Below are 22,948 nucleotides of genomic sequence, written 5' to 3'. Positions count from 1 at the left end.
ACATCTCTAAGTCAGATTGCTTCATTTCTCGTACTATGGGGTCTTGTTTCCCTTTATGACTTTTTCTCGCTCGTTTCCAAATAAACCCTTTTTTTTGAGGAGCCGTCTTAATCGGTCTGGACTGAGTTTTACCGAACGTTCTTTTTCTAATTTCTGGGCTAATTGAAGACTGTTATATGTACGTGATTCTTTTTTGAGGCATTCTGCTAAAAACTCTATGTCTTCCTCTTTCCACTTGGGTTTTCCCCCTCGACCGGGCAATTCCCAAAGCCCTTCCATACCTAGATGCGACCATTTATGTAAAACCTCTCTCACTGTTTGTGGAGTCCAGTCAAAATGAGCAGCTATTTTTTCAACGTACCAGCCATGTGCATTTAATCTAATTACTTCTGCTCTATCTTTGACTTTTTGTGGTACAGCAGCAGTTCTCAGTTCTAATAGAGTTTTGTCTTGCTTTTGAGTCAGGAATACTCTTAATCTAGCGCCCATATATTGAGTTACCTCAGTAGATGTGTTCTCTTTCTTTACTTATTTTAACATAGTTCGGTTTTTTGGCGCCGACCTACTTAGATGGATATCGACCATAAAGCGGGCGATTGAAATCGCTAGCAATGCGATCGCACAGTCAAAGTCCGATCTTTTTTTCGTTTGGCTGCAACATAATGGTGACGAATTTGCCTGACAAATAGCAGGTTTAGGCTTTGTTTGGACTTGAAATTTGTTCAAGTCCCGATAATAGCAATTCTGAAAAATATTCCTACAGTCATGAGGTTGGGTTGCACTTCGTTCCACCCAACCTACTTTTGTTATTGTTGCAGAACTTTTCATAATTGCTATAAAAGGATGGAGATTAATTGAGCAATAGGAATCCTACACCAGAATATTCCCGGTGTTTTTAGACCTGGTAATGTCAAGCAGGTTTCGCCTCGATCACACTTACTGGCCCTTTTGTTTCTATCATATTAGTCACTTTAAACCCTGCGGAAGAAAGTAAATGATAAAATTCATCCTTTGTCCGCATAAAAGTACCGCCCAGAATGAACAAAGTTAAGCTACCCATGCCAATAAATGGCGACATTTTGCCTTCAGGCAACATAAAATCAACAATCATCAGCCGATCTTTAGCTGTCATAGCTTGATAGCAGTTTTTAAGAATTGTAATAGCACGATCGTCGTCCCAATTGAGGAGGACACGAGAGAGTAAGTAAAGATCGCCACTAGGGGGAACCGCCTCAAAAAAGCTGCCTCCAACTATTTGACACCTATCTGCAACTCCAGCCACTTCCAAAACCGGATTCGCATCAACCACAACATCTTCGCGATCGAACAAAATAGCTTGTAGCTTGGGATTCGCATTCAGCATCACAGCCGTTAGAGTTCCAACTCCCCCTCCAACATCCACAAGTGTCTTAACCTCTGAAAAATCATAAGCTTCAAGCACCGGAAGCAGCCACTCCCTTGTTGTCTCTTTCATCCACTCATTAAAATTTACTGCCGCATCAAAATTATGCTTCAAATAGCTATAAAAATTAGTCTTAAAAGTATGTTCAAATGGAGTTTCTCCAGTCTTTATACCGTAAAGTAAATTCCCCCATCCCTGATATAGTTCATCACCCATTGCCAAAACCGTACCTCGTAAAGAATCAGAAGTACCAGTCAGGAGATGTTTTCCCAGAGAGTTTAAGCAAAACTTGTCGTTATCTTCCAGAGAAAACACACCAACGCTTACTAGCATACGCATCAGGTGATAAATACCATGAGAATTTACACCAGCAGCTTTCGCAAGTTCATCAGCTGTCTTAGAACCATCACTCAGAAGATCTGCAATTTCTAGTTTTGCCGCGACAAAAAGAGCCTGGGATATTTTAAACCCATACATCATTTCTAGTAGCAATGACGATGAGCTTTCGCTGTTTAACTGGGTATTATCTGAATATAAAGCCATGAGTTGTCCTGTGACTGAAAGTTAGTTTCTAATTGTTACACTGCATAAGTTCTAGGTACGTAGTTGGGCTTTAGCCCTCTTATGGCTGAACTAGAACTACTTACCTTTTAAGAGGACTGAAGCCCAACTACTTACCTTTTAATACGCCCCAGCGTAAATACGTACCTTAATCATCCCATCCTTTTCCATAATCTCTTACCGGATATTCTACCCATGTACTTCTTAGCCACTCTCTTCCATGATACTCTAAATACGAATGTAAGCTACTCGCTGACCAATCATAAGGAGATTTTGCCCAGCCATGTTTGACAGGATTGTAATGGATAGAATTAATGGTTGTATAATAATGTCTTTCCGAACGAATAGCGCGATCGGTAAACGAATGCCACACTTTGCCTGTAAGATTATCCTCAAGATTCCATTGTCGAGCTAACGGCCCGTGAATGGAACGAAAGAGTACACTTAATTGTGACATATTAATATGAGGCACTAAGAGATGATAATGGTTTGGTAAAACTACCCAAGCATTAATTTCTATACCATTTGAAATAAAACTATCAAAAATTATATCTAAAAGTTGCTGACGGCGTTCCTGAGTATTAATGCGAGATTTATGCTCAAAACAACTAACTGTAAGATGGTAAAATTCAGAATCTTGCACTGGATGAGGTGGAGAATGAGCAGGATATCCCTTAGCCAACCTTTGATTGACAAGTTGCACCCGTTCTTCTAGTGTCAATTTCCGATATTCATACATAAAGGTACGTAATTAGCCTTAGTGCCCTCTTTAAAAGGTACGTAGTTGGGCTTCAGCCCTCTTTAAAAGGTACGTAGCTGGGCTTAGTGCCCTCTTTAAAAGGTACGTAGTTGGGCTTAGTGATCTAAGAGGGCTAAAGCCCAACTACGTACCTAATCAAGATAGGATCTGAGTTGTTCAGCCATAACCTGAACATTAGGGGGATAATTCATAGTAATATGATTTCCCGGCACTTCTCGAACCTCTACTCCTCCAGTAGTAACCTCAATCCAAGGTAATTCTGGATTTTTGGCATTAACTTCATTTTGCTCTGTAGCACGGAAAAATATAATTCGACCCGGATAAGTTTGAGGGATGTAATTTAGCATCGCTTGGGCGTGTACTTTAAACAGATGGAGAAACTGGCGAATCTCAGGTAAACCAAAATCGGGAGGAACTACCCTATTAGCAATCTTTACTTGCTCTAAAAAGTAGACAAGTTGCTCATCTGGCTCAAGTTTTTGAAGGACATCCATAGAAAGAGACAGATTGAACCCAACACCTAGCAAATATACCAAAATTGCTGTATCATCTTCAGTTTCTAAAACAGGCATTTGACCGGGCCCAGGAGTATCTATTAAAGTTAGCAGCGCTATCTTTTCACCTTGGGCATTGAGTTGCTGTGCCATCTCAAAAGCAACAGTTCCTCCAAAGGAAGAACCACCCAAAAAATAGGGGCCTTCTGGTTGTTGAACTCGCACTGCTTCAATATAGCGAGCAGCCATTTCCTCAACTTTAGTGAAAGACTCTGTTTCCCCATCTGAAACATGGGCTTGTATGCCAAAAACAGGCAAATCTGAACCTAGATAACGTGCTAAATCTCGATAAATGTAAACGTGACCGCCTACCGGATGAACTAAGAACAAAGGTTGTTTAAAACTACCGCGCTGAATTTCTACTAACAAAGATTCAGAAGCTGTCTGGAGTTGCTGATCAGGATTATCAGATAATTCGGAATTGTCTTTAATTAATGCAGCCAAAGCTGCAATAGTCGATGATTGCAACAAGCTATGGGGAGACAAGGATTTTTGCAGTGCTTCTTTTAATTTAGTTATTAGTTGAACTGCTAATAATGAGTCTCCACCTAAATCAAAAAAGTCATCATTAATTCCTATTTGCTTAATACCGAGAAATTCTTCCCAGATACTAGCAATAGTTTGCTCAATCTCATTTCTAGGAGCAACATAGGTATTGTGTAAATTTGGTCTCGAATAAAGTGATGATGAATCTAATTTTGGGAAAGTTTCATCTGGTAAAGAAGCAATTTTTATCGGTTGTTCAATTCCTGGTGCTTCAATCCAGTAACGTTGGCGCTCAAACGGATAGGTTGGTAATGGGAGACGATAACGCTGCTCATCAGCATAAAATTTAGACCAATCTATTTGTACTCCTCCTAACCAGAGTTTACCCAATGTAGTAAGTAAGAAAGCTACATCTGAATTTTGGTCTTGTGGATGGCGCAATGAAGAAAGTACAATTTGCTCAGCCCCCTTATTAGGATGCTGTTTTGCTAGCGTGTTCAAAGTCCGTCCTGGTCCCACTTCGAGCAATATTTGATTCTGGTCTTTTAATAGCTGTTGTAAGCCATCTGCAAACCTTACTGTTTGGCGCAGATGTTGAGCATAATAACTCGGACTTGTCGCCTGCGTTGCTGTTATCCAATTACCAGTAACATTGGAGATGTAGGGAATTTTAGGCGAGTTCAGCTTAACTTTTTTAACCTGTTCGGTGAAGGGTTCTAAAATTGGCTCCATCATCTGTGAATGGAAGGCATGAGAAGTGTGCAATCGGCGACACTCTACACCTTTTTCGAGTAGTTTTTGTTCCAATTCATCTATGGCATCAGTAGCACCTGAAACCACGCTCATAGATGCTCCATTAATCACAGCTAAATCGAGTTTATTGCCCAAAAAGGGTTGCACTTGCTGTTCTGGAAGTGGAACTGCAAGCATGGAACCACTCGGCAGTTGCTGCATTAATTTACCTCGTGCAGCTACCAAGGATAAGCCATCTTCCAAGGATAAAACACCAGCCAAACAAGCTGCTACATATTCACCAATGCTATGACCAATCATCGCTTTGGGATGCACTGCCCAAGACATCCACAATTTAGCTAAAGCATACTCGATCGCAAACAGTGCTGGCTGTGTAATTGCAGTCTGTTTTAATTGGTTTGTAGCTGCTTGTGCTTGTGCTTCATTTGGATAAAGTACGTGGCGCAGATCAATTCCCAAGTGAGGTTTAAGAATTTCCGAACAGATATCGATATGTTCCCGTAATGTTGGTTCAACTTGGTAGAGTTCCAAGCTCATATTGATGTACTGCGAGCCCTGTCCTGAAAACATAAATACGACAGGTCTATCTTTAGACTCTTGGAAACTGGTAAAAACTCGTTTTGCATCGAGAGTGTCGAGGGCAATAACACTTTCTTCTATGTCATTACAAACTACTATCCGTCGATGGCTGAAAGCTCTTCTACCAACTTGAAGCGTATAAGCAACATCAGCAAGATTTCGATCTGGATGTTGCTTTAAATATTCGCTCAAATTTACCGTTGCACTATCAAGTGCAGAGCTAGTTTTTGCCGATAAAACCAACAGTTGTGATGGTCTAGATCCTCCAGATTTTTCTACCGTAGGCGCTTCTTCTAGTACCACATGAGCATTAGTTCCACCGATGCCAAAGGAACTAACTCCAGCACGACGGGGAGTTTTACCTGCTTTCCATTCAGAAAGCTTAGTATTGACATAAAAGGGACTGTTTGCAAAATCAATCTTGGGATTAGGCTGTTCAAAATGCAAGCTAGGCGGTATTAACTTGTGTTTGAGAGCTTGGACAGTTTTGATTAAGCCAGTGACACCAGCAGCAGTATCCAAATGTCCGATATTGGATTTGGCAGAACCGATCGCACAAAAGCCTTTTTTCTTAGTTTCAACAGAGAAAGCTTGCGTCAGCGCAGCGATTTCGATCGGATCGCCCAGAGGTGTTCCGGTTCCGTGAGCTTCTATATAGCTGACGGTTTCAGGGGGAATTTCTGCGATCGCCAGAGCATCTGCGATCGCCTGCGCCTGACCATCTATACTGGGAGCTGTATAGCCAATTTTGAAAGCACCATCATTATTGAGCGCAGAACCTTTAATCACCGCATGAATATAATCTCCATCCGCGATCGCCTCCTCTAATCTTTTCAAAACCACAATTCCCACACCGCTACCGCTAACAGTTCCCTGTGCCTTAGCATCAAAGGCTCTACAGTGTCCGTCTGGTGAAAGAATCATTCCCTCTTTATAAAAATATCCTGCCTTTTGGGTAACGCCTATAGAAACCCCACCAGCCAAAGCCATATCGCATTGGTAATTCAGCAAACTTTGGCAAGCCATGCTAATCGCAACCAATGACGTAGAACAGGCTGTTTGGACAGTAATACTCGGTCCCTTCAAATTTAATTTATAAGAAACGCGACTTGACAGGAAATCTTTCTCGTTGGCGATCATAAGTTGGAAATCTCCAACGGATTCTCTAAGCTGATGATTAGGATAAAGGTTATTCAAAAAATAAGTATTGAAACTTCCTGCGCCTGCGTAAACCCCAATCGAACCTTCGTAAGTTTCCGAGTTGTAGCCAGCATTTTCTAGAGCCTCCCAAGCCGACTCCAAAAAAAAGCGGTGTTGTGGATCTGTGATTTCAGCTTCTCTAGGATTAAACCCAAAGAATGAAGCATCAAACAACTCTATATCTTCTACTATCCCTCGGGCTTTTACATAGCGGGGGTCACGCACAACTGATTTGTCAATACCCAAAGATTCTAGTTCTTTTTCAGAGAAGAAAGAAATAGATTCCACACCATCGCGTAGATTTTCCCAAAACTCATCAACATTTTTAGCGCCTGGAAAACGACCAGCCATGCCGATGATAGCGATACCTTCTATAGAGTCGGGAGTTTCAGAGTTGTCCATTTTTCTTCTTTCCTTGCAAGCGTTGTTTTTGCTTTTGGCGATTGATTGCCTCTTTTTGTTTATTGATGCGATCGCGACTAGCATCAAAAGAGGATTCTTCGTCCTGCTCCTGACTTAAATATTTAGCCAAAGAGCTAATGGTTGGATATTTAAACATCTCAATCATTGAAACATCTCTGTCGATCGCTTCTCGGAGTTTACTATGAGCCTGAGCCATCAGTAATGAATGACCGCCTAGATCGAAGAAATTATCATCGACACCGACTTTCTCTAGGTGTAATACCTGTTGCCAAACTGTGGCAATAACTTGTTCAATCTCAGTCTGGGGTGCAACATAAGTTGTTTCTAACTCTATGTTAAGAGCATCTGGAACTGGTAGCGCCAGAGGGTCTACTTTGCCATTAGGTATTAGCGGCAAGGCATTCAAAAACACAAAGCTGGAGGGCATCATATAGTTGGGCAGCTTCTGCTGGAGAATATTACGTAAACTCCCGACCGCTGTGCGTTGCAAAGCTTTCCAGAAACCCTGAGTTTCCAGAAGATACGCTATGCTCTGTTGAAAAAGATCTTGTTCGATCGCACTCAGAGCCAACTCAATGCCTGCTTGGTTTCCCCGACACCAAGCCACACTTCCGGCCAACCACCGCTCTTCACCGGAACCGGGCATACGCAAGCGCAGGCGGACGGTTTGACCGGGCTGACAATTATCTGGCACATCCACTAAGCCGACGCCACCGATGGAAATGTCTTCTGTGCGAAGTTCCACCGCTGGATGACCGTCAAATTCTGCCAGACATTCACTCTTGAATGGAGTACGTTCTGGTGTGAGCTTGGAAACGATATAGGCTACGAGGCGCTGATTGCCGGACGTATCTTCCCGCTTGATAACTACAGACTCTCGTACATCCGGGTGTTGGCTCAATACCGCTTCAATCTCGCCGAGTTCGATGTCCAATAAATTATTATCGACACCAACTTTTTCTGGGTGTAATACTTGTTCCCAATCTGTAGCGATCGCATCTTCGATCTCAGTCTGGGGTGCGACATAATCCAACTGTGGGTTAAAAGTATCTGGCTCTGGAAGCGCTTTGCGGTCTATTTTGCCGTTGGGTGTCAGCGGCAAGGCATTCAAAAACACAAAGCTGGAGGGCATCATATAGTTGGGCAGCTTCTGCTTGAGAACATTACGTAAACTCCCGACCGCTGTGCGTTGCAAAGCTTTCCAGAAACCCTCAGTTTCCAGAATATACGCTATGCTCTGCTGAAAAAGATCTTGTTCGATCCCACCCAAAGCCAATTCAATCCCAGCTTGGTTTCTCCGACACCAAGCTACAGTTCCCTCCAACCATAGCTCCTCATCGAATCCGGGCATACGCAAGCGCAGGCGGACTGTTTGACCGGGTTTACAAGTATCTGGTACGCCCAGTATGCCGACGCCACCGATGGAGATGTTTTCCGTGCGAAGTTTCACCGCCCGGTTCCCGTCAAATTCTGCCAGACATTCACTTTTGAAGGGAATACGTTCTGGTCTGAGGTTGGAAACAATATAACCTACTAGGCGCTGATTGCCGGACGCATCCTCCCGCTTGATAACTACAGACTCTCGTACATCCGGGTGTTGGCTCAATACCGCTTCAATCTCGCCGAGTTCGATGCGGAAGCCGCGAATTTTAACCTGCTGGTCGATGCGACCGAGGAATTCAATATTGCCGTCGGGTAGGTAGCGGGCTAAGTCGCCGGTTTTGTAGAGGCGATCGCCTTGTTCATTGCTAAAGGGGTTGAGGATAAAACGGTCGGCAGTTAGTTCGGGTCGATTGAGGTAGCCCCGCGCTAAACCAGCACCACCAATATACAATTCTCCCGGAATGCCGATCGGCACAAGCTGTTTTTGGGCATCTAAAATATAGACCTGTGTATTGGCAATGGGCCGACCGATGGGCGGTGGCTCTTTACTATCGGTACATTCAGCAATGGTGGCACAGACGGTGGATTCGGTCGGCCCATAAGCATTAAAAAACCGACGACCTGATGACCATTTGGCTATGAGGTCGGGGGAGCAGGCTTCTCCGGCGACTATTATTGTCCGCAACGCTGGTAATTCATTAGCGGGCAGTACCGCTAGCACTGATGGTGGTAGTGTAACTGTCGCGATCGCAAAGTCACGCAAAAGCTGAATCAGAGTTGCTCCCGGTAGCAGAGAGTCCCGGGTTCCCATTACTAGGGTCGCTCCCGCCACTAAGGCCATGACAACCTCCGAGACTGAGGCATCGAAGCTCAAAGAGGCAAACTGGAGGACGCGGGTGTTTGGTTGTACGTTGAATATCTCGATCTGTGCTTTAGCCAGGTTGCTTAGGCCTGAGTGCGCCACTAGAACACCTTTGGGCTGACCTGTAGACCCCGAAGTGTAAATCACATAGGCCAGGTTCTCCGGCGTTAAGCTGCATCCAGGGTTTTCCTCGCTTTGTCGCTTAATAATTTCCCAGTCTGTGTCTAAACAAACAATACGCCTTGGATGTTTAGGAAGAGATTTCACCAAGCGCGCCTGAGTCAGCAGCACTGGTACAGAGGCATCTTCTAGCATGAAAGCCAAACGCTCTAGGGGATACGCTGGGTCTAGCGGTACATAAACTCCACCAGCTTTGAGAATGCCCAAAATTCCCACCACCATCTCCAAGGAACGTTCTACACAGATCCCCACCATTACTTCAGCGGTAACACCCAGATTCTGGAGGTGGTACGCTAGCTGATTAGCTCGTTGGTTCAGCTCTTTATAGGTAAGTTGCTTGTCTTCAAATACTAATGCGATCGCGTCGGGCGTGAGATCTACCTGCTTTTGAAACAACTCGTGTATGCACGCATCTTTGGGATAATCGGTCTGGGTATTATTCCACGCCGCCAACTGCTGCAGCTCAAACTCAGTTAAAAGGGGCAACTCCGAGATTTTCTGCTCTGGATTGGCAACGATTCCTTCCAGCAGAGTTTGGAAATGTCCGATCGTTCGGGAAATAGTGCTAGCTTCAAACAAATCCGTGTTGTACTCAATCCGACCAATGATGCCCTCCGGTCTTTCTTCTACATCCAAAATCAGATCGAACTTTGCTGTATCGGTCTGGATATCCAGATAACTCACATTCCAACCCTCACTCAAAGATGGTATTAGAGGTTGAGGAGCAAACGCCACTTGGAACAGGGGGTTGTGGCTGAAGTTTCGGTCTGGTTTCAGTGTTTCTACCAGTTGTTCAAACGGCACATTTTCATGGGCATAAGCTGCCAAAGTTACTTCCCGCACCCTGGAGAGTATGTCTTGGAAACTAGGGTTCCCCGACATATCGGTACGCAACACCAGAGTATTGAGAAAAAACCCAATTAACTTGTCTATCTCCGGTCTGTTGCGACCTGCACTGAAAGTTCCCAGCACAATATCTTCTTGTCCAGAGTAGCGATAGAGCAAGGTCTTGAATGCCGCCAGCAGGGTCATGTAGAGCGTGACTCCTTCCTGCCGAGAAAGAGCCTTGAGTGCTTCTGTCAGGTTTTTGGATAGGCTAAAAGGTTGCCTTTTGCCCCGAAAAGTTGTAATGGCCGGTCGGGGACGATCTAATGGCAGTTGTAGTACAGGCAAATCGGTTAGCTGTTGCTTCCAGTAGTCTAAATGACTTTCCAGAATTTCTCCTGTAAACCACTGCCGCTGCCAAACAGCAAAGTCGGCATATTGTAAGGCTAATTCTGGGAATACTAGAGTTTTGTCATTACAAAAAGCTTCGTATAGTGCCGCTAGTTCGGGCAGAAATACATTATATATAGAAACACCGTCCATGACAATGTGATGAAATGTCAGGAATAACCTGTATTCTTCATCTGATAGCTGCATCAAGGTAGCCCGCAGGAGTGGGCTAGAAGTTAAGTCAAATGGTTGTTTTGTCTCTATAGTTGCTAAACGCAGAGCTTCTGCTTCCCGTTGGTTTACAGGTAATTGCTTCAAATCCACAAAAGCTAGATTGAAAGTGTCGGCGGGTGGAGCAATAACTTGAATCGGCTGCCCATCCACTGTAATAAAGCGCGTTCTCAAACTTTCGTGACGTTTGATAATTTCGTTGAGAGCTTTTGAAAGAGAATTAACGTCAATAGCACCGGGAAAACGAATCGTGCAGGGTTCGTTATAAACAGGGGTATCGGGTGCCAATTGTGCGAGGAACCACAATTGTTGCTGGTTCCATGAAAGAGGCAAGCTTTGGTTCCTAGAAACTGCTTGGATTGGGGTAGCTTGCAAGTGAACCTTTTCCGAATTGCTTTCTAAAATGCGTTGCGCTAGTGAGGCTATGCTGGGATATCCAAACAAGCTACCCACAGGCAATTCTACTTTTAATCTGTTGCGTAATCGGCTGTCGATCTGAATCGCCAGTAAGGAATGTCCGCCCAATTCTAAAAAATTGTCGTAAATACCAACTCGTTCTATCCCCAGGACTTCAGCCCAAATTCCTGCCAAGATTTCTTCGACCGGGGTGCGAGGTGCTACATACTTTTCTTCCAAATCGGGTCTGGAAGTGTCTGGTGCTGGTAGAGAACGGCGATCGATTTTGCCGTTGGGGGTCAGCGGTAGTGACTCCAACATGACAAAGCGATCGGGCATCATATAATCTGGCAGTTTTTCTTGCAGAAAATTGCGGAGATGCGGTATCAACTTTTGAGCAACATTCCTCTGTAACGGTCGATTGGCGTAGTGGTTCCACGGTTTGACGGGAATAGTATGTTCTTCGGTAAATACTATCTCTGGACTTTTTCTTATTTCTGTTGTGGAACGATCTCTAAAAACTACGTCGTAACTGCCAGAATGACTGGTTTCTAACCAGCTAATGTCGATTTGGTAAGGTAATTCTTTAGCTAATAACCAAAGTTCTTCTGGATCTATTCCAAGTGGGGATTGTTTTTGTACGCTGTCACGCCATTCTCCTACAGTTTCTAGCCCTGAGTTAGTGTTCAGCCATTGGATAGTTTTGATTTCTGTGTCTAGACGTGCGTTGGGTACTTGTCGCCACCCGATTATTTTTGGGGAATTTGTTTGCAGCAATTGGCGGATGGATGCGATTGTCAAATCGGGTTGCCAGTCTAACCATTTGATGTCTGTGGTGACAGAAACTGGTTCTCCTATATGCAGAATTACATCGTAGCGGAATCGAGTTAATTCATTGTGGTGAATGCCGCGCTTGGGCAAAATTTCAACATGACCTATTTTTGGTAGATGTTGTTTTAAAGCCTTAAAAAAAGCTGGATCTAAAACTAATTCTTCTTCTTGTGCCATCAGCGATCGTACAGTGGAAAGTAATTGCGTTCGCTCCATTTCTGGGGAGGCCCGATATAATTGCACGGAGGCATGATAAGCTTCCAGGAGCGGCAGACTCCGCAAATCGCCTAAGAAAATGTTGCCGCCACTGCGTACTGCATTCACTGCGCCTTCTAGGACTTTCAACAAATAGTCAATGCTGGGGAAATGCTGAATTACTGAGTTAATGACGATCGTATCGAGGCTATCTGCTTCTATACCTTCAAAGTTGTCTGCCGTCCTTTCTAAAAGTGTGACATTCTCTAATCCCGGCACCGACATCTTCATCTGTTCAATATAGCGCAGTGCTTGTGGGGACAAGTCCGCAGCCGAGTATTGAGTGCAGTGAGGAGCAATTCGAGACAGTAATAAACCTGTTCCGCAACCGATTTCTAGAACGGATTGGGGTCGCAATTGGAGAATGCGATCGACAGTATGCTCTACCCAGGATCGCATCTCGTTTTCTGCGATCGGTTCGCCTGTGTAGCTACTGTTCCAGCCGATAATATTAAACGTTTGGTTTTGATGGGTAGGGGTCTGGCTATAGGTATTGTCGTAGAGCGATCGCCACTGCGAAATGAGTTCGGTATAGCTGTCTAACTCTGGCTGAGACGATGAAGAATCTTTTGAATTTCCAACCACATAAGCCACGAGGCGTTTGTTACCAGGCACATCTTCTCGGACTATGACAACAGCATCTCCCACATCAGGATTTTGCCTGAGTGCAGCTTCAATTTCGCCCAGTTCGATACGAAAGCCGCGAATTTTTACCTGGTTGTCGATGCGACCGATAAATTCAATGTTTCCATCGGGCAGATAGCGACCGAGATCGCCAGTACAGTATAGGCGATCGCCTGTATGAGGATGAGTGATGAAGCGCTGGCTGGTCTTTTCCGGATCTCGCCAATAGCACCTAGCTAAACCGATACCCCCGATGTATAGTTGCCCTAGTTCCCCCTCCTGACATGGCTCCATCGCTTCGTTGAGCACGTAGAAATGCTGGTTGGTCATGGCCCTACCGTAAGGGATGCTTTTCCATTCCGGGTCAACCTTGGCGATCGGATATAGGATAGACCAGATTGAAGCCTCGGTTGCACCTCCTAAGCTGATGACAGCAGGGGTTGAAGGTCGGTCTACAGTTTGATTTTTTTGTAGGGGCAATCCTTCTGTGGTTGCCCCCTCATGGTTTGGGGCAGGCACGGGGGCACTGCCCCTAAAGATGACCAGATCTTTGATTCGATCTGGCAAAGTCGGCGGTATCCAATCGCCGCTGAGAAGGACTAATCGCAGAGATGATGGCAGGATTTTGTCATTAGCAGCAGCATAATCCACAAGTATCTGCATCAATGGCGGTGCTGAGTCCCAGAGGGTGACTTGTGTTTGCGTCATCAGATCGAGCCAGTCAGCCGGGTCTGGCGTTGCGCTCGCTTTGGGGATAACAACGGTTCCTCCGGCAGCTAGCAAGCCGAAAATGTCATATACAGATAGGTCGAAACTTAGGGAAGAAACAGCTAAGACGCGATCGCCACTTCCCACTTCAAAGCGGTGGTTAATATCGACGAGTGTGTTAACTGCACCGCCATGCTCGATCGCTACTCCCTTGGGTTGACCAGTAGAGCCGGATGTGTAAATCACATAAGCTAAATTATCTGCTCTCACATCTGTTTCAGGGTTTTCATCGCTGAAGCGATCGACTGTTTCTGAATTCCCATCCAAATAGATGACACGCGCTTGGTGTTCGGGTAGAGACTCGACTAAGTGTTGTTGTGTAAGCAATACAGGCGTCTGCGAATGTTCCAACATGAACGCCAGTCTGTTTTGCGGATAGTGCGGATCTAGCGGTACATAAGCTCCGCCAGCTTTGAGAATACCCAGCAGACCTACCACCATCTCTAAAGAGCGCTCCACGCAGGCAGCAACCAGTACCTCTGGCCCCACACCAAGAGTCTTCAGATAATGGGCCAACTGGTTGGCTTGGGAGTTTAACTCCTGATAAGTTAGCTGCTTCCCTTCAAAGATTACCGCAATAGCTTCAGGCGATCGCTCTACTTGCAACTCAAATAGCTGGTGAATGCAAGTATCTTGGAAATTACCTAGCATTTTATTCTTCCTTAGATAGGGAAATACTGAGTTTTTTTGAGTTTTTTGCTCCGTTGCCATCCGAGTTGCGGAGTTAATAGCAGACCATAACCAAAAGGCTTAAATTATTTAAATACATTGGTACTCAGATGGGGTTATAGGGCCTAGCACCACCCAATAAAGCTAAGCTCGGTAAACTTTGCCTGCGATCGCCTAATCACTTTATGATATATGTTAATCGCGGTATTTCTGCGATCGCGGTCACTATTTTATCTACATTTAGGTACGTAGTTGGGCTTTAGCCCCAAAGAGCGCTGAAGCGCAACTACGTACATTTGAATCAACCCTTAAGTCAGGTACGTAGTTGGGCTTTAGCCCCCCCCAAGCGCTCTGTTCCCTGCTTGAGAGGAATCTCCATCACGAACTCTGCTCCCTCTCCCGGCGCGGAAATACAAGTCAGCCTACCATGATGTTTCTCTACTACAATTTGGTAGCTAATAGCTAACCCCAAACCCGTGCCTGATCCCACAGGTTTCGTAGTAAAGAAAGGGTCAAAAACCTTCTCCCTTACTTCCTCGGTCATCCCCGCTCCATTGTCAGCAATCCGAATCTCTACTTGGTTACTATTTATAACACTGGTGCGAATACGAACTTGTGATTTTTTATTGGGGATTGATCCTAGAGGAGAACCGATTAATGATTCCTCTATAGCATCAATCGCATTAGTGAGTATATTGATAAATACTTGGTTCAGGAAGCCGGCGTAACATTCTATTTTAGGGAGCTGACCATACTCTTTAATAATTTCAATCCCCGGATGGTCTTGCTTAGCTTTTAGCTGATTTTGCAACAGTAGCAGAGTGCTCTCGATCCCTTCATGGATATCTACTGGTTTCATTACCGCCTCATCCAATCGCGAGAAATTCCGCAGTGACAAGACAATCTGGCGGATGCGTTCTGCCCCTTGCTGCATCGAATCAAGCAGTCTAGGAAAATCGGAAGTTAAGAATTCCAGATCGATGTTTTCTGCAAATTTCTGAATTTCAGGAGTTGGATTAGGCAATTGCTCCTGATAGAGATTTAGCAACCCCAGCAAGTCATGAAAATAGTCGTTAGCAGGGGTAAGATTGCCGTATATAAAGTTAATTGGATTGTTAATTTCGTGAGCGATACCAGCAACCATTTGCCCCAAACTTGACATTTTTTCAGTTTGAATTAGCTGAGTCTGTGTTGCTTGCAATTCTTTTAGGGTGCGTTCAAGTTGAAGTGCTTGTTCTCTAAGGAGGCTATTTTTTTCTTTTAGCTGCAGAGTCCTATCTTCTACTTTTTGTTCAAGCGTTTGGTTGTAATTCTCTAATTGTTCATTAGCTGTTTTCAAGTTTTGAGTTGCGGTATCCAATTTCCCATAAAGCATCGCATTTTTAAGAGATATAGCTATTTGTGAAGAAAGTATTTTTAATACTTCCAGCCTCTGCGTTGTAAAGGCACCAGTTGTTATATTATTTTCTAAATAAAGAATACCAATGAGCTTGCCTTGATTAATAATAGGCATAGATAATATTGACTTAGGTTTTGTTTTTAGGATGTAAGGATCATTTATAAATCTTTGTGACACTGCTGCCTCATTTAAAACTACATTTTCTTTAGCTATGCCTACATAATTAATTATAGTAAGGGGCAGATTTTCACTGTTTTCGACGGGTAATTCTGAATACGATACAACCACATCTCTATCCACAACACCTGTAGCTTGTATCACCAACTTTCCATCTTTTTCTAAGAGCAGGCACCCTGTTGTAGCTCCCGCATTTTCCATCACAATTTTAAGTAACTTATCTAGCAACTTATCAAGAACTATTTCTTCAGCCAATGCCAAAGATGCTTTGTTCACAGTGGACAAATCCAAAACCGCCGAATTTCCTCCCGTGGTCGATGTTGTCGTTGTCCTATTAATCTCTAGGCCTATGGATTCTCGCATCAGCATCTCGGAAAATACCCAAGGATATCTAGATTCTAAATCTTTAACTTTAGCTTTAGCTCCCCAACGAATATATCCGTAATAAGCCTGTGTTAGATAAATTTGAGCAAATTTGTCTCTGCCGAGGGAGAAATAAAACTCGGCTGCTAGTTCCGATGCTAATGCTTCTTCCTGAATATATCCCTGTCCTTTGGCTCCCATTATAGCTCGGTCATAATATTCCATTGCTTCTAAAATTTGTCCTAAAACACGAGCTTTTTCAGCCTCCACAATCTCATACTTATGCTGGAAGTTAGACGAGGCAGAGTCTGCCCATTGTCGCATTTTTTGCTGATTCTTCTCTACAATATCTAGATATTGTTTTTGCTCAGAGCTTGAAGCGTTGGAATACTGAGCAAGGAGAGCCAGCGAATAATAGAAGTTGTGAGTAGCAGAAACTACCATACTCATCACACTTATTGCGTGTTCTTCTGCTAAACTGGCGTTGGCAACAGCTTCATGAGGTTCTTTAAACAAATAAAATAGAATCGTCTTGGCGAAATAGGTAAAAAACAACAAAATTCGATTATTAGTTTCAATAAAAATAGGTAATATTTGTGTTTCATTAAAACTCTCGCCAATCAATTGACATTTATCTTCAGCTTCGTTTTGAAGATTTAACGTCAGTTGGTGAAATATTTTAATGTAATAGATAGAATAGTCTTGTTTTAGTTTTAGTGCTAAATCAAGATATTGCCTTTGTTCCTGCTCTACAATGTCTAATCGCTCCCCTGTCAAAAACAGGTTAGTGCAATAAATAGTAGCGTTATAGCCAACATATTCTATATCTCCTGTTTCCAGTCCACTTTGAAACCCGTCCTGTAGTGATGTTAATGTGTCCTTAAGATGTACCTTCCAAGGTCTTATCACACCATGAAATAAATTGCACACTTTACATTGAAGTTCTCTAGCGTTAAATTTATCCAATATCTTTAAAGCTAGTTGACCAGAATGGTATCCAGCATCTATGTTTCCGGTCATCGAATATATAAAAATACCATAAAAAGCATACACAAAAGCGGCCTGTGATGAATGACCGTGTGCAACACAAAGTTTCGTTTGGGTAAGTACAAGCCGGGGTACAATATCTGGCTTGACTGTGTAAGCAGGAGAAATAACGCTCATCAGTATGCGTAAGGCTGCTAATTGATACGGATCGGTCATTTCTGGGATGTTTTCTAAATCTGTCAGAGAAGGCAATTCAACCGCAAAACCACTGTCACCCGCTTCATTTGACAAGGAGACACCCAGCATATCCAGCACTTGCAGCCCAGTATCAATGGCTTTTAGCATTTGATTCTGAGCCATATAAAATTGGATTTGTAGCTCGTAGACCTTCACTCTTTCGAGCAGAGTGTTAGCTTGTTGCAGAACAACTTCAGCAAGAGTTGCTGACCTTTCGTAGTTGGTATTGAGGTATTCCGCCTCCACCGCTTCTACATAGAGTCCCAACGTCAGGTCATAGTTACTCTGCCAACTGTTTTCTGCTAATAGTTCTAACCCTACTTTTAGTAGCGTGACAGCCGCTTCATAAGCTGTCGCTGCTTTGGCTTTTCGACCAGCTATTAAATTTAATTGAGCAAGTTGGTATTTTTCTTTTTGCTCGGTAATGAATTCTACTCCCACATTTAGCTGATTAACTATATCAAAAACATTTTCTTCTAAGTCGTTTTGATTTGTATTCTGTAATAGTAGTTGACCAATTTTGAGGTGGGTAGCTTTTTGCTGCTCAGAAGGAATCAGAGAATAAGCCGCTTGCTGCACACGGTCATGCAAAAATTTGTAGGATACTTTGTAAGTATTAATTTCTGATTGAGTTCCGTGACCACTCCCCATTACCCATGACTCATTACCATTGAATAGTAAAGGAAGTTTAGAGGCACTTTCTCCGATGGGTAAAATTAGACCTGCCTGAAGTCCATCCCATAAAGCAGATGCGGTTTTTGATGTAGATTTTTCACTCACTATTGCCAAAACCTCTAAATTAAATCGGTTGCCAATACAAGCTGCTAACTTTAAAACTTTTTGGGTTTCCGGAGGCAGTTTTTGAATGTTTCTGGCTATGAGTTCGACGACATTAAAATCAGCGATCGCCACACTTTGAATTTGCCCCATATCCCACTGCCATCTGCCCATTCTGAAGTCAAATGTCAGCAGTTTCTCAGTGTAAAGAGATGTGAGCAGTTGAGTAATAAAAAAGGGATTTCCTTGAGTTTTATTAAAAACTAACTCAGCTAATAACTTACACTTTTCTCTTTCAGTGTTCTTGTTTTTACCAACCCCACTTTCTCCCTCAATTTCTCCGTGGTGTTCAGCAAAACAAGCAAGAGAGGGAACTGCTGCTGAGCAGTTGTCACCCAAAGTGTCAGCAACTAATTGATTGACTGTACTAAGTGTCAACGGTTGGAGGACAATATTATTTATTATTGACCCGCATGAATAAATACTATCTAATGTCTGCCTTAACGGATGAGTTGGGCTGACTTCGTTATCTCGATAGGCTCCAATCACCAATAAATATTGGCTATCTCGGTCAGTAAGTAGCACATGAATCAATTTCAAAGAAGCTGAATCTGCCCACTGTAAATCATCTAAAAATAAAACTAGCGGATGTGCTTTTTGGGTAAAAATATGAATGAATTGTTTAAAGGCAAGATTGAAACGGTTTTGCGATTCACTTGCCCCTAATTGAGAAACTTCAGGTTGCTCACCAACGATCAACTCCAATTCGGGAATAACGTCAATTATAACTCTAGTATTTAGCCCTAAAGCATTTAAAATATTCTGTTTCCAACATTTAATTGTTTCAGAACTTTCTGTTAATAATTGCCGAATTAGTTCTTCAAAAGCTTGAATTAAAGCTGCATAGGGAATATTTCGTTTAAATTGGTCAAACTTGCCTGCGATAAAATAACCCCTTGCTCCGACAATGGGTTTGTGGATTTCATAAACTAAGCAAGATTTACCTATTCCTGAGTAACCGGAAACTAGCATTATCTCGGCTGTTCCAGCACTAACTCTGTCAAAAGCATCCATTAAAGTGGCTACTTGTGTTTCTCGTCCGTACAGTTTTTGTGGGATCAGAAATTGACCTGACTTATCACGCTCACCCGGAATGAAGTTACAATTTTGACCAGTTTGTTCTAATTGATTTAGACATTGTTCTAGATCCGCTTTGAGACCATAAGCACTTTGATATCTATCTTCAGCATTTTTGGCTAATAATTTCATTACAATGTCACAAATTGATTTGATAATCTCACCATTTTGAATTTTGGATGTGGGATTATCTCTCGTAATTTCTCCTCGGCTATTTTGCTCTTTTGCCCATATAATTTCCCAGAGCGGGACAGGCTGTTTAGCAATGTGGCAGTGAACTAATTCCATCGCATCTGTAGCCTTAAAGGGCACTTCACCGCCCAGGATTTCATAGAAAGTGATACCTAAAGAGTAGAAGTCGGTGCGGTAGTCAATTGAGCGATTCATCCGCCCTGTTTGCTCTGGCGATATATAGGCGAGTGTGCCTTCTAGTAAAGTAGGATGGCTGAGTATTTGGGTTTCTCTAGACAACCGCGTGGCAATGCTAAAGTCAGTAATTTTTACTTCTAGCGTAGCAGGAGTGATGATAATATTTGTGGGCTTAATATCTTTATGAATAATTTTGTTGTCATGCAACTTACCCAGAGTATTTGCTAACTGAATAGCAATTTCCAAAAACTCTCTGAGTTCAAGTGGGCGACCATTCAAAAAGTTTTTGAGGGATTCTCCTCTTGAATCTTCCAATATCAGCGCTAGACCATTACGATGATTTTCCAATCCATAGGGCTTGACAATACCTTCTAAATTGAGATGTCGGGAGATTTCATATTCATGTCTCAATTGCATAATCTCTTCGAGAGTAGGATATTCGGCTCTCAAAAGCTTGATGATTACAGCAGTCTGATCTGCTCTCCTCTCTGCGCGATAAACTACTGTATTTAAACCCTCATTAAGTTTTTCTCGAAGCTGGTAATTGGCTTTGATATCCATAAGTATTGTACCTATCTTAAAACTATAGTATTTGATTTTGTGCGAAAGTAAATGTTGGGGGTATTTTCGCTAAAACTTTCATTCTTTCTCTAACATTGAAGCCTGAAAAAAAGTTTTTCGTTAATTACCTTAAAAGAAGTATTAGCTCTGGTAGAATATATGACCCTTTATATCTAAATAGGATACCACACCTCGCCCCTAAGTAGATAGAGAGAGGCAAAAAAATATAAATAGTCTGTAGGGGCAGGTTTAGCCCGTAATCATGGCTAGGAGATATTTTGCCTTTTTAAAACCGCCCCTGCCCACCTTTGGTGACAGGGATTTTCAACTGTATGAGGTACAGTAACAACAATGAGTCTACCAATTGTTGAGAGCTTTGAGAGTGAGCGAGTCGAATGCGTCCACAAGTGCTGATTCTCAGGTGTCACTACTTACGTGCAGCAACCGAACGTAGATATTCTTTAGCTTCGACTGTTCTGCTTTCAAGCTGATTTAATTCTGGAGAATAAAAAGACAGGTAAATAACTTGCTTCTCATAGGGGTTCAATCAATCAGGTTTCGGGATAGACCAGCATATTTCTCCTTAAGGTAAGTTTGGAGGCATTGCTGACAAATGTGGATCGCAGGAGCAATCCCGGCAAGTGAAATACGTTCTAAGAACAATCGGGAGCATTTCAAGGAAACCAGCCAAGCTAGAAATTGAAGTTTTGAGCCAGGAGGCAGAAGGAAGGAGCCAAAAGAAGTGTTTTTACAAATATGAGATGCTCCCCAACAATCGATCAATTAGTTCTCGTGCCTGCTGGTAAATCATTTGATCAACGCGGAGGTTCAATGAATTGCCGATCCTGGCTGTTTTATTCTGCGTAGAGGCTGCCCCCCGTGACTGCCCCAATTTCACCAAATACCTAACAAATCGTGGATGGGTCGGATCGGCATTCTTGGCACGACCAGAGTCAAAACGATGATTTCCCTGAGAATGAAATCGCCCTGATTGCCGATCGCACTTAACGCACTTTAACCCTTATTTACTGTTGTGAATGCGACCGTTTTTGACTGTCTGGCAAAAAGAACAGTTAGGACAAAGAGGCATAGTCAGGGATAGATTAGCAACAACTACTGCTAATCTAGCATTATTACTTCTAGGGCACTACCGGAAAAACCTTGTTTTTTTCCTAATCGCTAGAAAATCAAATCAGTGCCATGTGCTATTTTTTACATCACTACTATGTATCATTACTTCTTTAGCACTACTAAGGTAGTTTATAACTGCTCGATCGCATAATCAACTCACCTTGACGCGGATCGCGGCTGAAGATAAAAGCTCCTTCTTGAGTTTCGCCGCTTGACAAAAAATCAATTTGTTGGTCGCCGGATTCTACAACTTCACCGTTGACGCGCAATTCGGCAATAATTTGCACGGACTCTGCCGTTTCGCCGCCAGTATTAGTTACTGCAAACGGCACGTAAAATTGCCCAGGAGTTTCGCGAATTGGACTGTTGCGAGTGAGAGAAATAACTGGAGGTTCCTGCTTTTTAGTCACCCAGTTGTAGAGTACGAGCCCGGTGAGGGTAAAAAGGATCAAGCAGGCGATCGCAAATGTCGCCCATTCAGCAGGAGTTCTTTTTTGTTGCTGTTCTTTATTATTTTCACTCATACCGCCAACCTCCCCGCTGCGCCGCCAATTGTCGCCGGCAATCCCAATACTAACGTATAGCTCAACCAAATCGACCACGGGTCGTCAAAACTGAGTTTTTGGAAGAAAAACATCATAAATGCAGAAGCCGCCAGCGACACTAGATACGCCATGACAGTTTCGCTGAGGGGACGCTGAAAAATCCCTTGCTGCTGCTGCCGTTTTGCTTGATAAGTAAAGCCTGCTACAAATACAATACCGTAGGAAATTAGCAGCGAAGCGGCGATAATTGCTAATTGCCAAGGCGGCGAAATACCTGCCGCTAGCATGGGAATTTCGTCAGTTGGGGCGATATTGAAAGCAATTATCATCGCGCCGATTAAAGTAGCGCCGATATCTGCTACAGTTGGATTGATGGTAGGTTCCTTTTCGCTGTCTGAGCTTTGATAGCGATCGCCACTCAAGAAACCGCTTGCTAGAGCAACTCCCAAGGCAAACGGCAGGCCTTCAAATATGATTTTCCCCAAAGTTTCTTGCAGCGGAGTCTCCGGAGTAATTTCCCTAAGCAAAAACAGGACAAAAGCGGCGCAGACAATGCCGATGGCGATCGCTTCTACGGTATCGATTGCAGCATCTAGCCAGCGGATGTCCTTAGTTTTGCGAAAACCTTCAGTGCGAGTCAGCAAGAAAACGACGATAAAAGTAGTTGCGATCGCGATCGACATTTCCGCTGGTTTAGTATACGAACCGATCCACCAAACCTCCATCGTATAAAGCAGGGGAGTACCAAACAAAAAGCCGCCTGATGCACCTCGAATTATGTCGTTTAGTTCATTTGACCACTGATTTTTACGTCTTTTTGATCTTTTCATGTTTGATTGAAAACGCGCCTCAAAAAAGGCAATCTCTAATTGGACATTTTTCAAGTTTTATCGTAGATAGCTTATGCACTCAACTTTGTGCATAAGCTATTAAAAATTTTTCTCTAGCAATTCCCACCTTAGTACAAATTGATCTCAGTTTCCCTGATTTTATTTGCTCGTGGTTAGGCATTACTAACGGAGTCTCCGTGCCATCCTAATTCTATCGCACCCTGACAATATCTTCGCGTTATCTAATAATCCGAAAACCTCACAACTGAAATGTTCTGATGACTCGTCTTTTAGAAGCATCGA

8 protein-coding genes are annotated in these 22,948 nt (G+C 43.2%); all 8 read right to left on the bottom strand.

Features of this window, described 5'->3' with window-relative positions:
• Positions 1-33: 33 nt before the first annotated feature.
• The 8 genes from QUA77_RS21115 to QUA77_RS21080 all read right to left on the bottom strand — a co-directional run bounded on the left by QUA77_RS21115 (position 34) and on the right by QUA77_RS21080 (position 22,645).
• Positions 34-489, bottom strand: coding sequence for a helix-turn-helix domain-containing protein (locus tag QUA77_RS21115; protein ID WP_333452292.1), 456 nt, complete (start codon positions 487-489; stop codon positions 34-36).
• A gap of 421 nt (positions 490-910) precedes the next feature.
• Complete coding sequence (locus QUA77_RS21110; RefSeq protein WP_333452290.1) at positions 911-1,945, bottom strand: methyltransferase; 1,035 nt, start codon at positions 1,943-1,945, stop codon at positions 911-913.
• A 166-nt stretch (positions 1,946-2,111) separates the two neighbouring features.
• Positions 2,112-2,684 carry an REP-associated tyrosine transposase gene (locus QUA77_RS21105; protein ID WP_333452288.1) on the bottom strand — a complete coding sequence of 191 codons (573 nt, stop codon included), beginning with the start codon at positions 2,682-2,684 and terminating at the stop codon, positions 2,112-2,114.
• Between the two features lie 170 nt (positions 2,685-2,854).
• The gene (locus QUA77_RS21100; RefSeq protein ID WP_333452286.1) at positions 2,855-6,697 is read right to left on the bottom strand and encodes a beta-ketoacyl synthase N-terminal-like domain-containing protein; all 3,843 of its coding nucleotides are present in this window, start codon (positions 6,695-6,697) and stop codon (positions 2,855-2,857) included.
• Positions 6,684-14,114: an amino acid adenylation domain-containing protein gene (locus QUA77_RS21095; protein ID WP_333452284.1), complete on the bottom strand. Its 7,431-nt coding sequence runs from the start codon at positions 14,112-14,114 to the stop codon at positions 6,684-6,686. The genes QUA77_RS21100 and QUA77_RS21095 overlap by 14 nt, the downstream gene beginning before the upstream one ends.
• Before the next feature lie 331 nt (positions 14,115-14,445).
• The gene (locus QUA77_RS21090; RefSeq protein ID WP_333452282.1) at positions 14,446-20,139 is read right to left on the bottom strand and encodes an AAA family ATPase; all 5,694 of its coding nucleotides are present in this window, start codon (positions 20,137-20,139) and stop codon (positions 14,446-14,448) included.
• Positions 20,140-21,389: 1,250 nt separating this feature from the next.
• Positions 21,390-21,794: a TIGR02588 family protein gene (locus QUA77_RS21085; RefSeq protein ID WP_333452280.1), complete on the bottom strand. Its 405-nt coding sequence runs from the start codon at positions 21,792-21,794 to the stop codon at positions 21,390-21,392.
• Positions 21,791-22,645: a TIGR02587 family membrane protein gene (locus QUA77_RS21080; RefSeq protein ID WP_333037327.1), complete on the bottom strand. Its 855-nt coding sequence runs from the start codon at positions 22,643-22,645 to the stop codon at positions 21,791-21,793. The genes QUA77_RS21085 and QUA77_RS21080 overlap by 4 nt, the downstream gene beginning before the upstream one ends.
• Positions 22,646-22,948: the final 303 nt, after the last annotated feature.

This window comes from Microcoleus sp. K5-D4 (genome assembly GCF_036704575.1).
Lineage (GTDB): Bacteria > Cyanobacteriota > Cyanobacteriia > Cyanobacteriales > Microcoleaceae > Microcoleus.
Note: the sequence above shows the minus strand (reverse complement) of the source record. Positions and strands in the feature narration are given on the sequence as shown.

What these genes read in the sequence shown, in the direction of transcription:
- QUA77_RS21090 (WP_333452282.1), bottom strand. Translation starts at nt 20,139, where the DNA reads ATGGATATCAAAGCCAATTACCAGCTTCGAGAAAAACTTAATGAGGGT.
- QUA77_RS21115 (WP_333452292.1), bottom strand. Translation starts at nt 489, where the DNA reads ATGGGCGCTAGATTAAGAGTATTCCTGACTCAAAAGCAAGACAAAACT.
- QUA77_RS21095 (WP_333452284.1), bottom strand. Translation starts at nt 14,114, where the DNA reads ATGCTAGGTAATTTCCAAGATACTTGCATTCACCAGCTATTTGAGTTG.
- QUA77_RS21080 (WP_333037327.1), bottom strand. Translation starts at nt 22,645, where the DNA reads ATGAAAAGATCAAAAAGACGTAAAAATCAGTGGTCAAATGAACTAAAC.
- QUA77_RS21085 (WP_333452280.1), bottom strand. Translation starts at nt 21,794, where the DNA reads ATGAGTGAAAATAATAAAGAACAGCAACAAAAAAGAACTCCTGCTGAA.
- QUA77_RS21110 (WP_333452290.1), bottom strand. Translation starts at nt 1,945, where the DNA reads ATGGCTTTATATTCAGATAATACCCAGTTAAACAGCGAAAGCTCATCG.
- QUA77_RS21100 (WP_333452286.1), bottom strand. Translation starts at nt 6,697, where the DNA reads ATGGACAACTCTGAAACTCCCGACTCTATAGAAGGTATCGCTATCATC.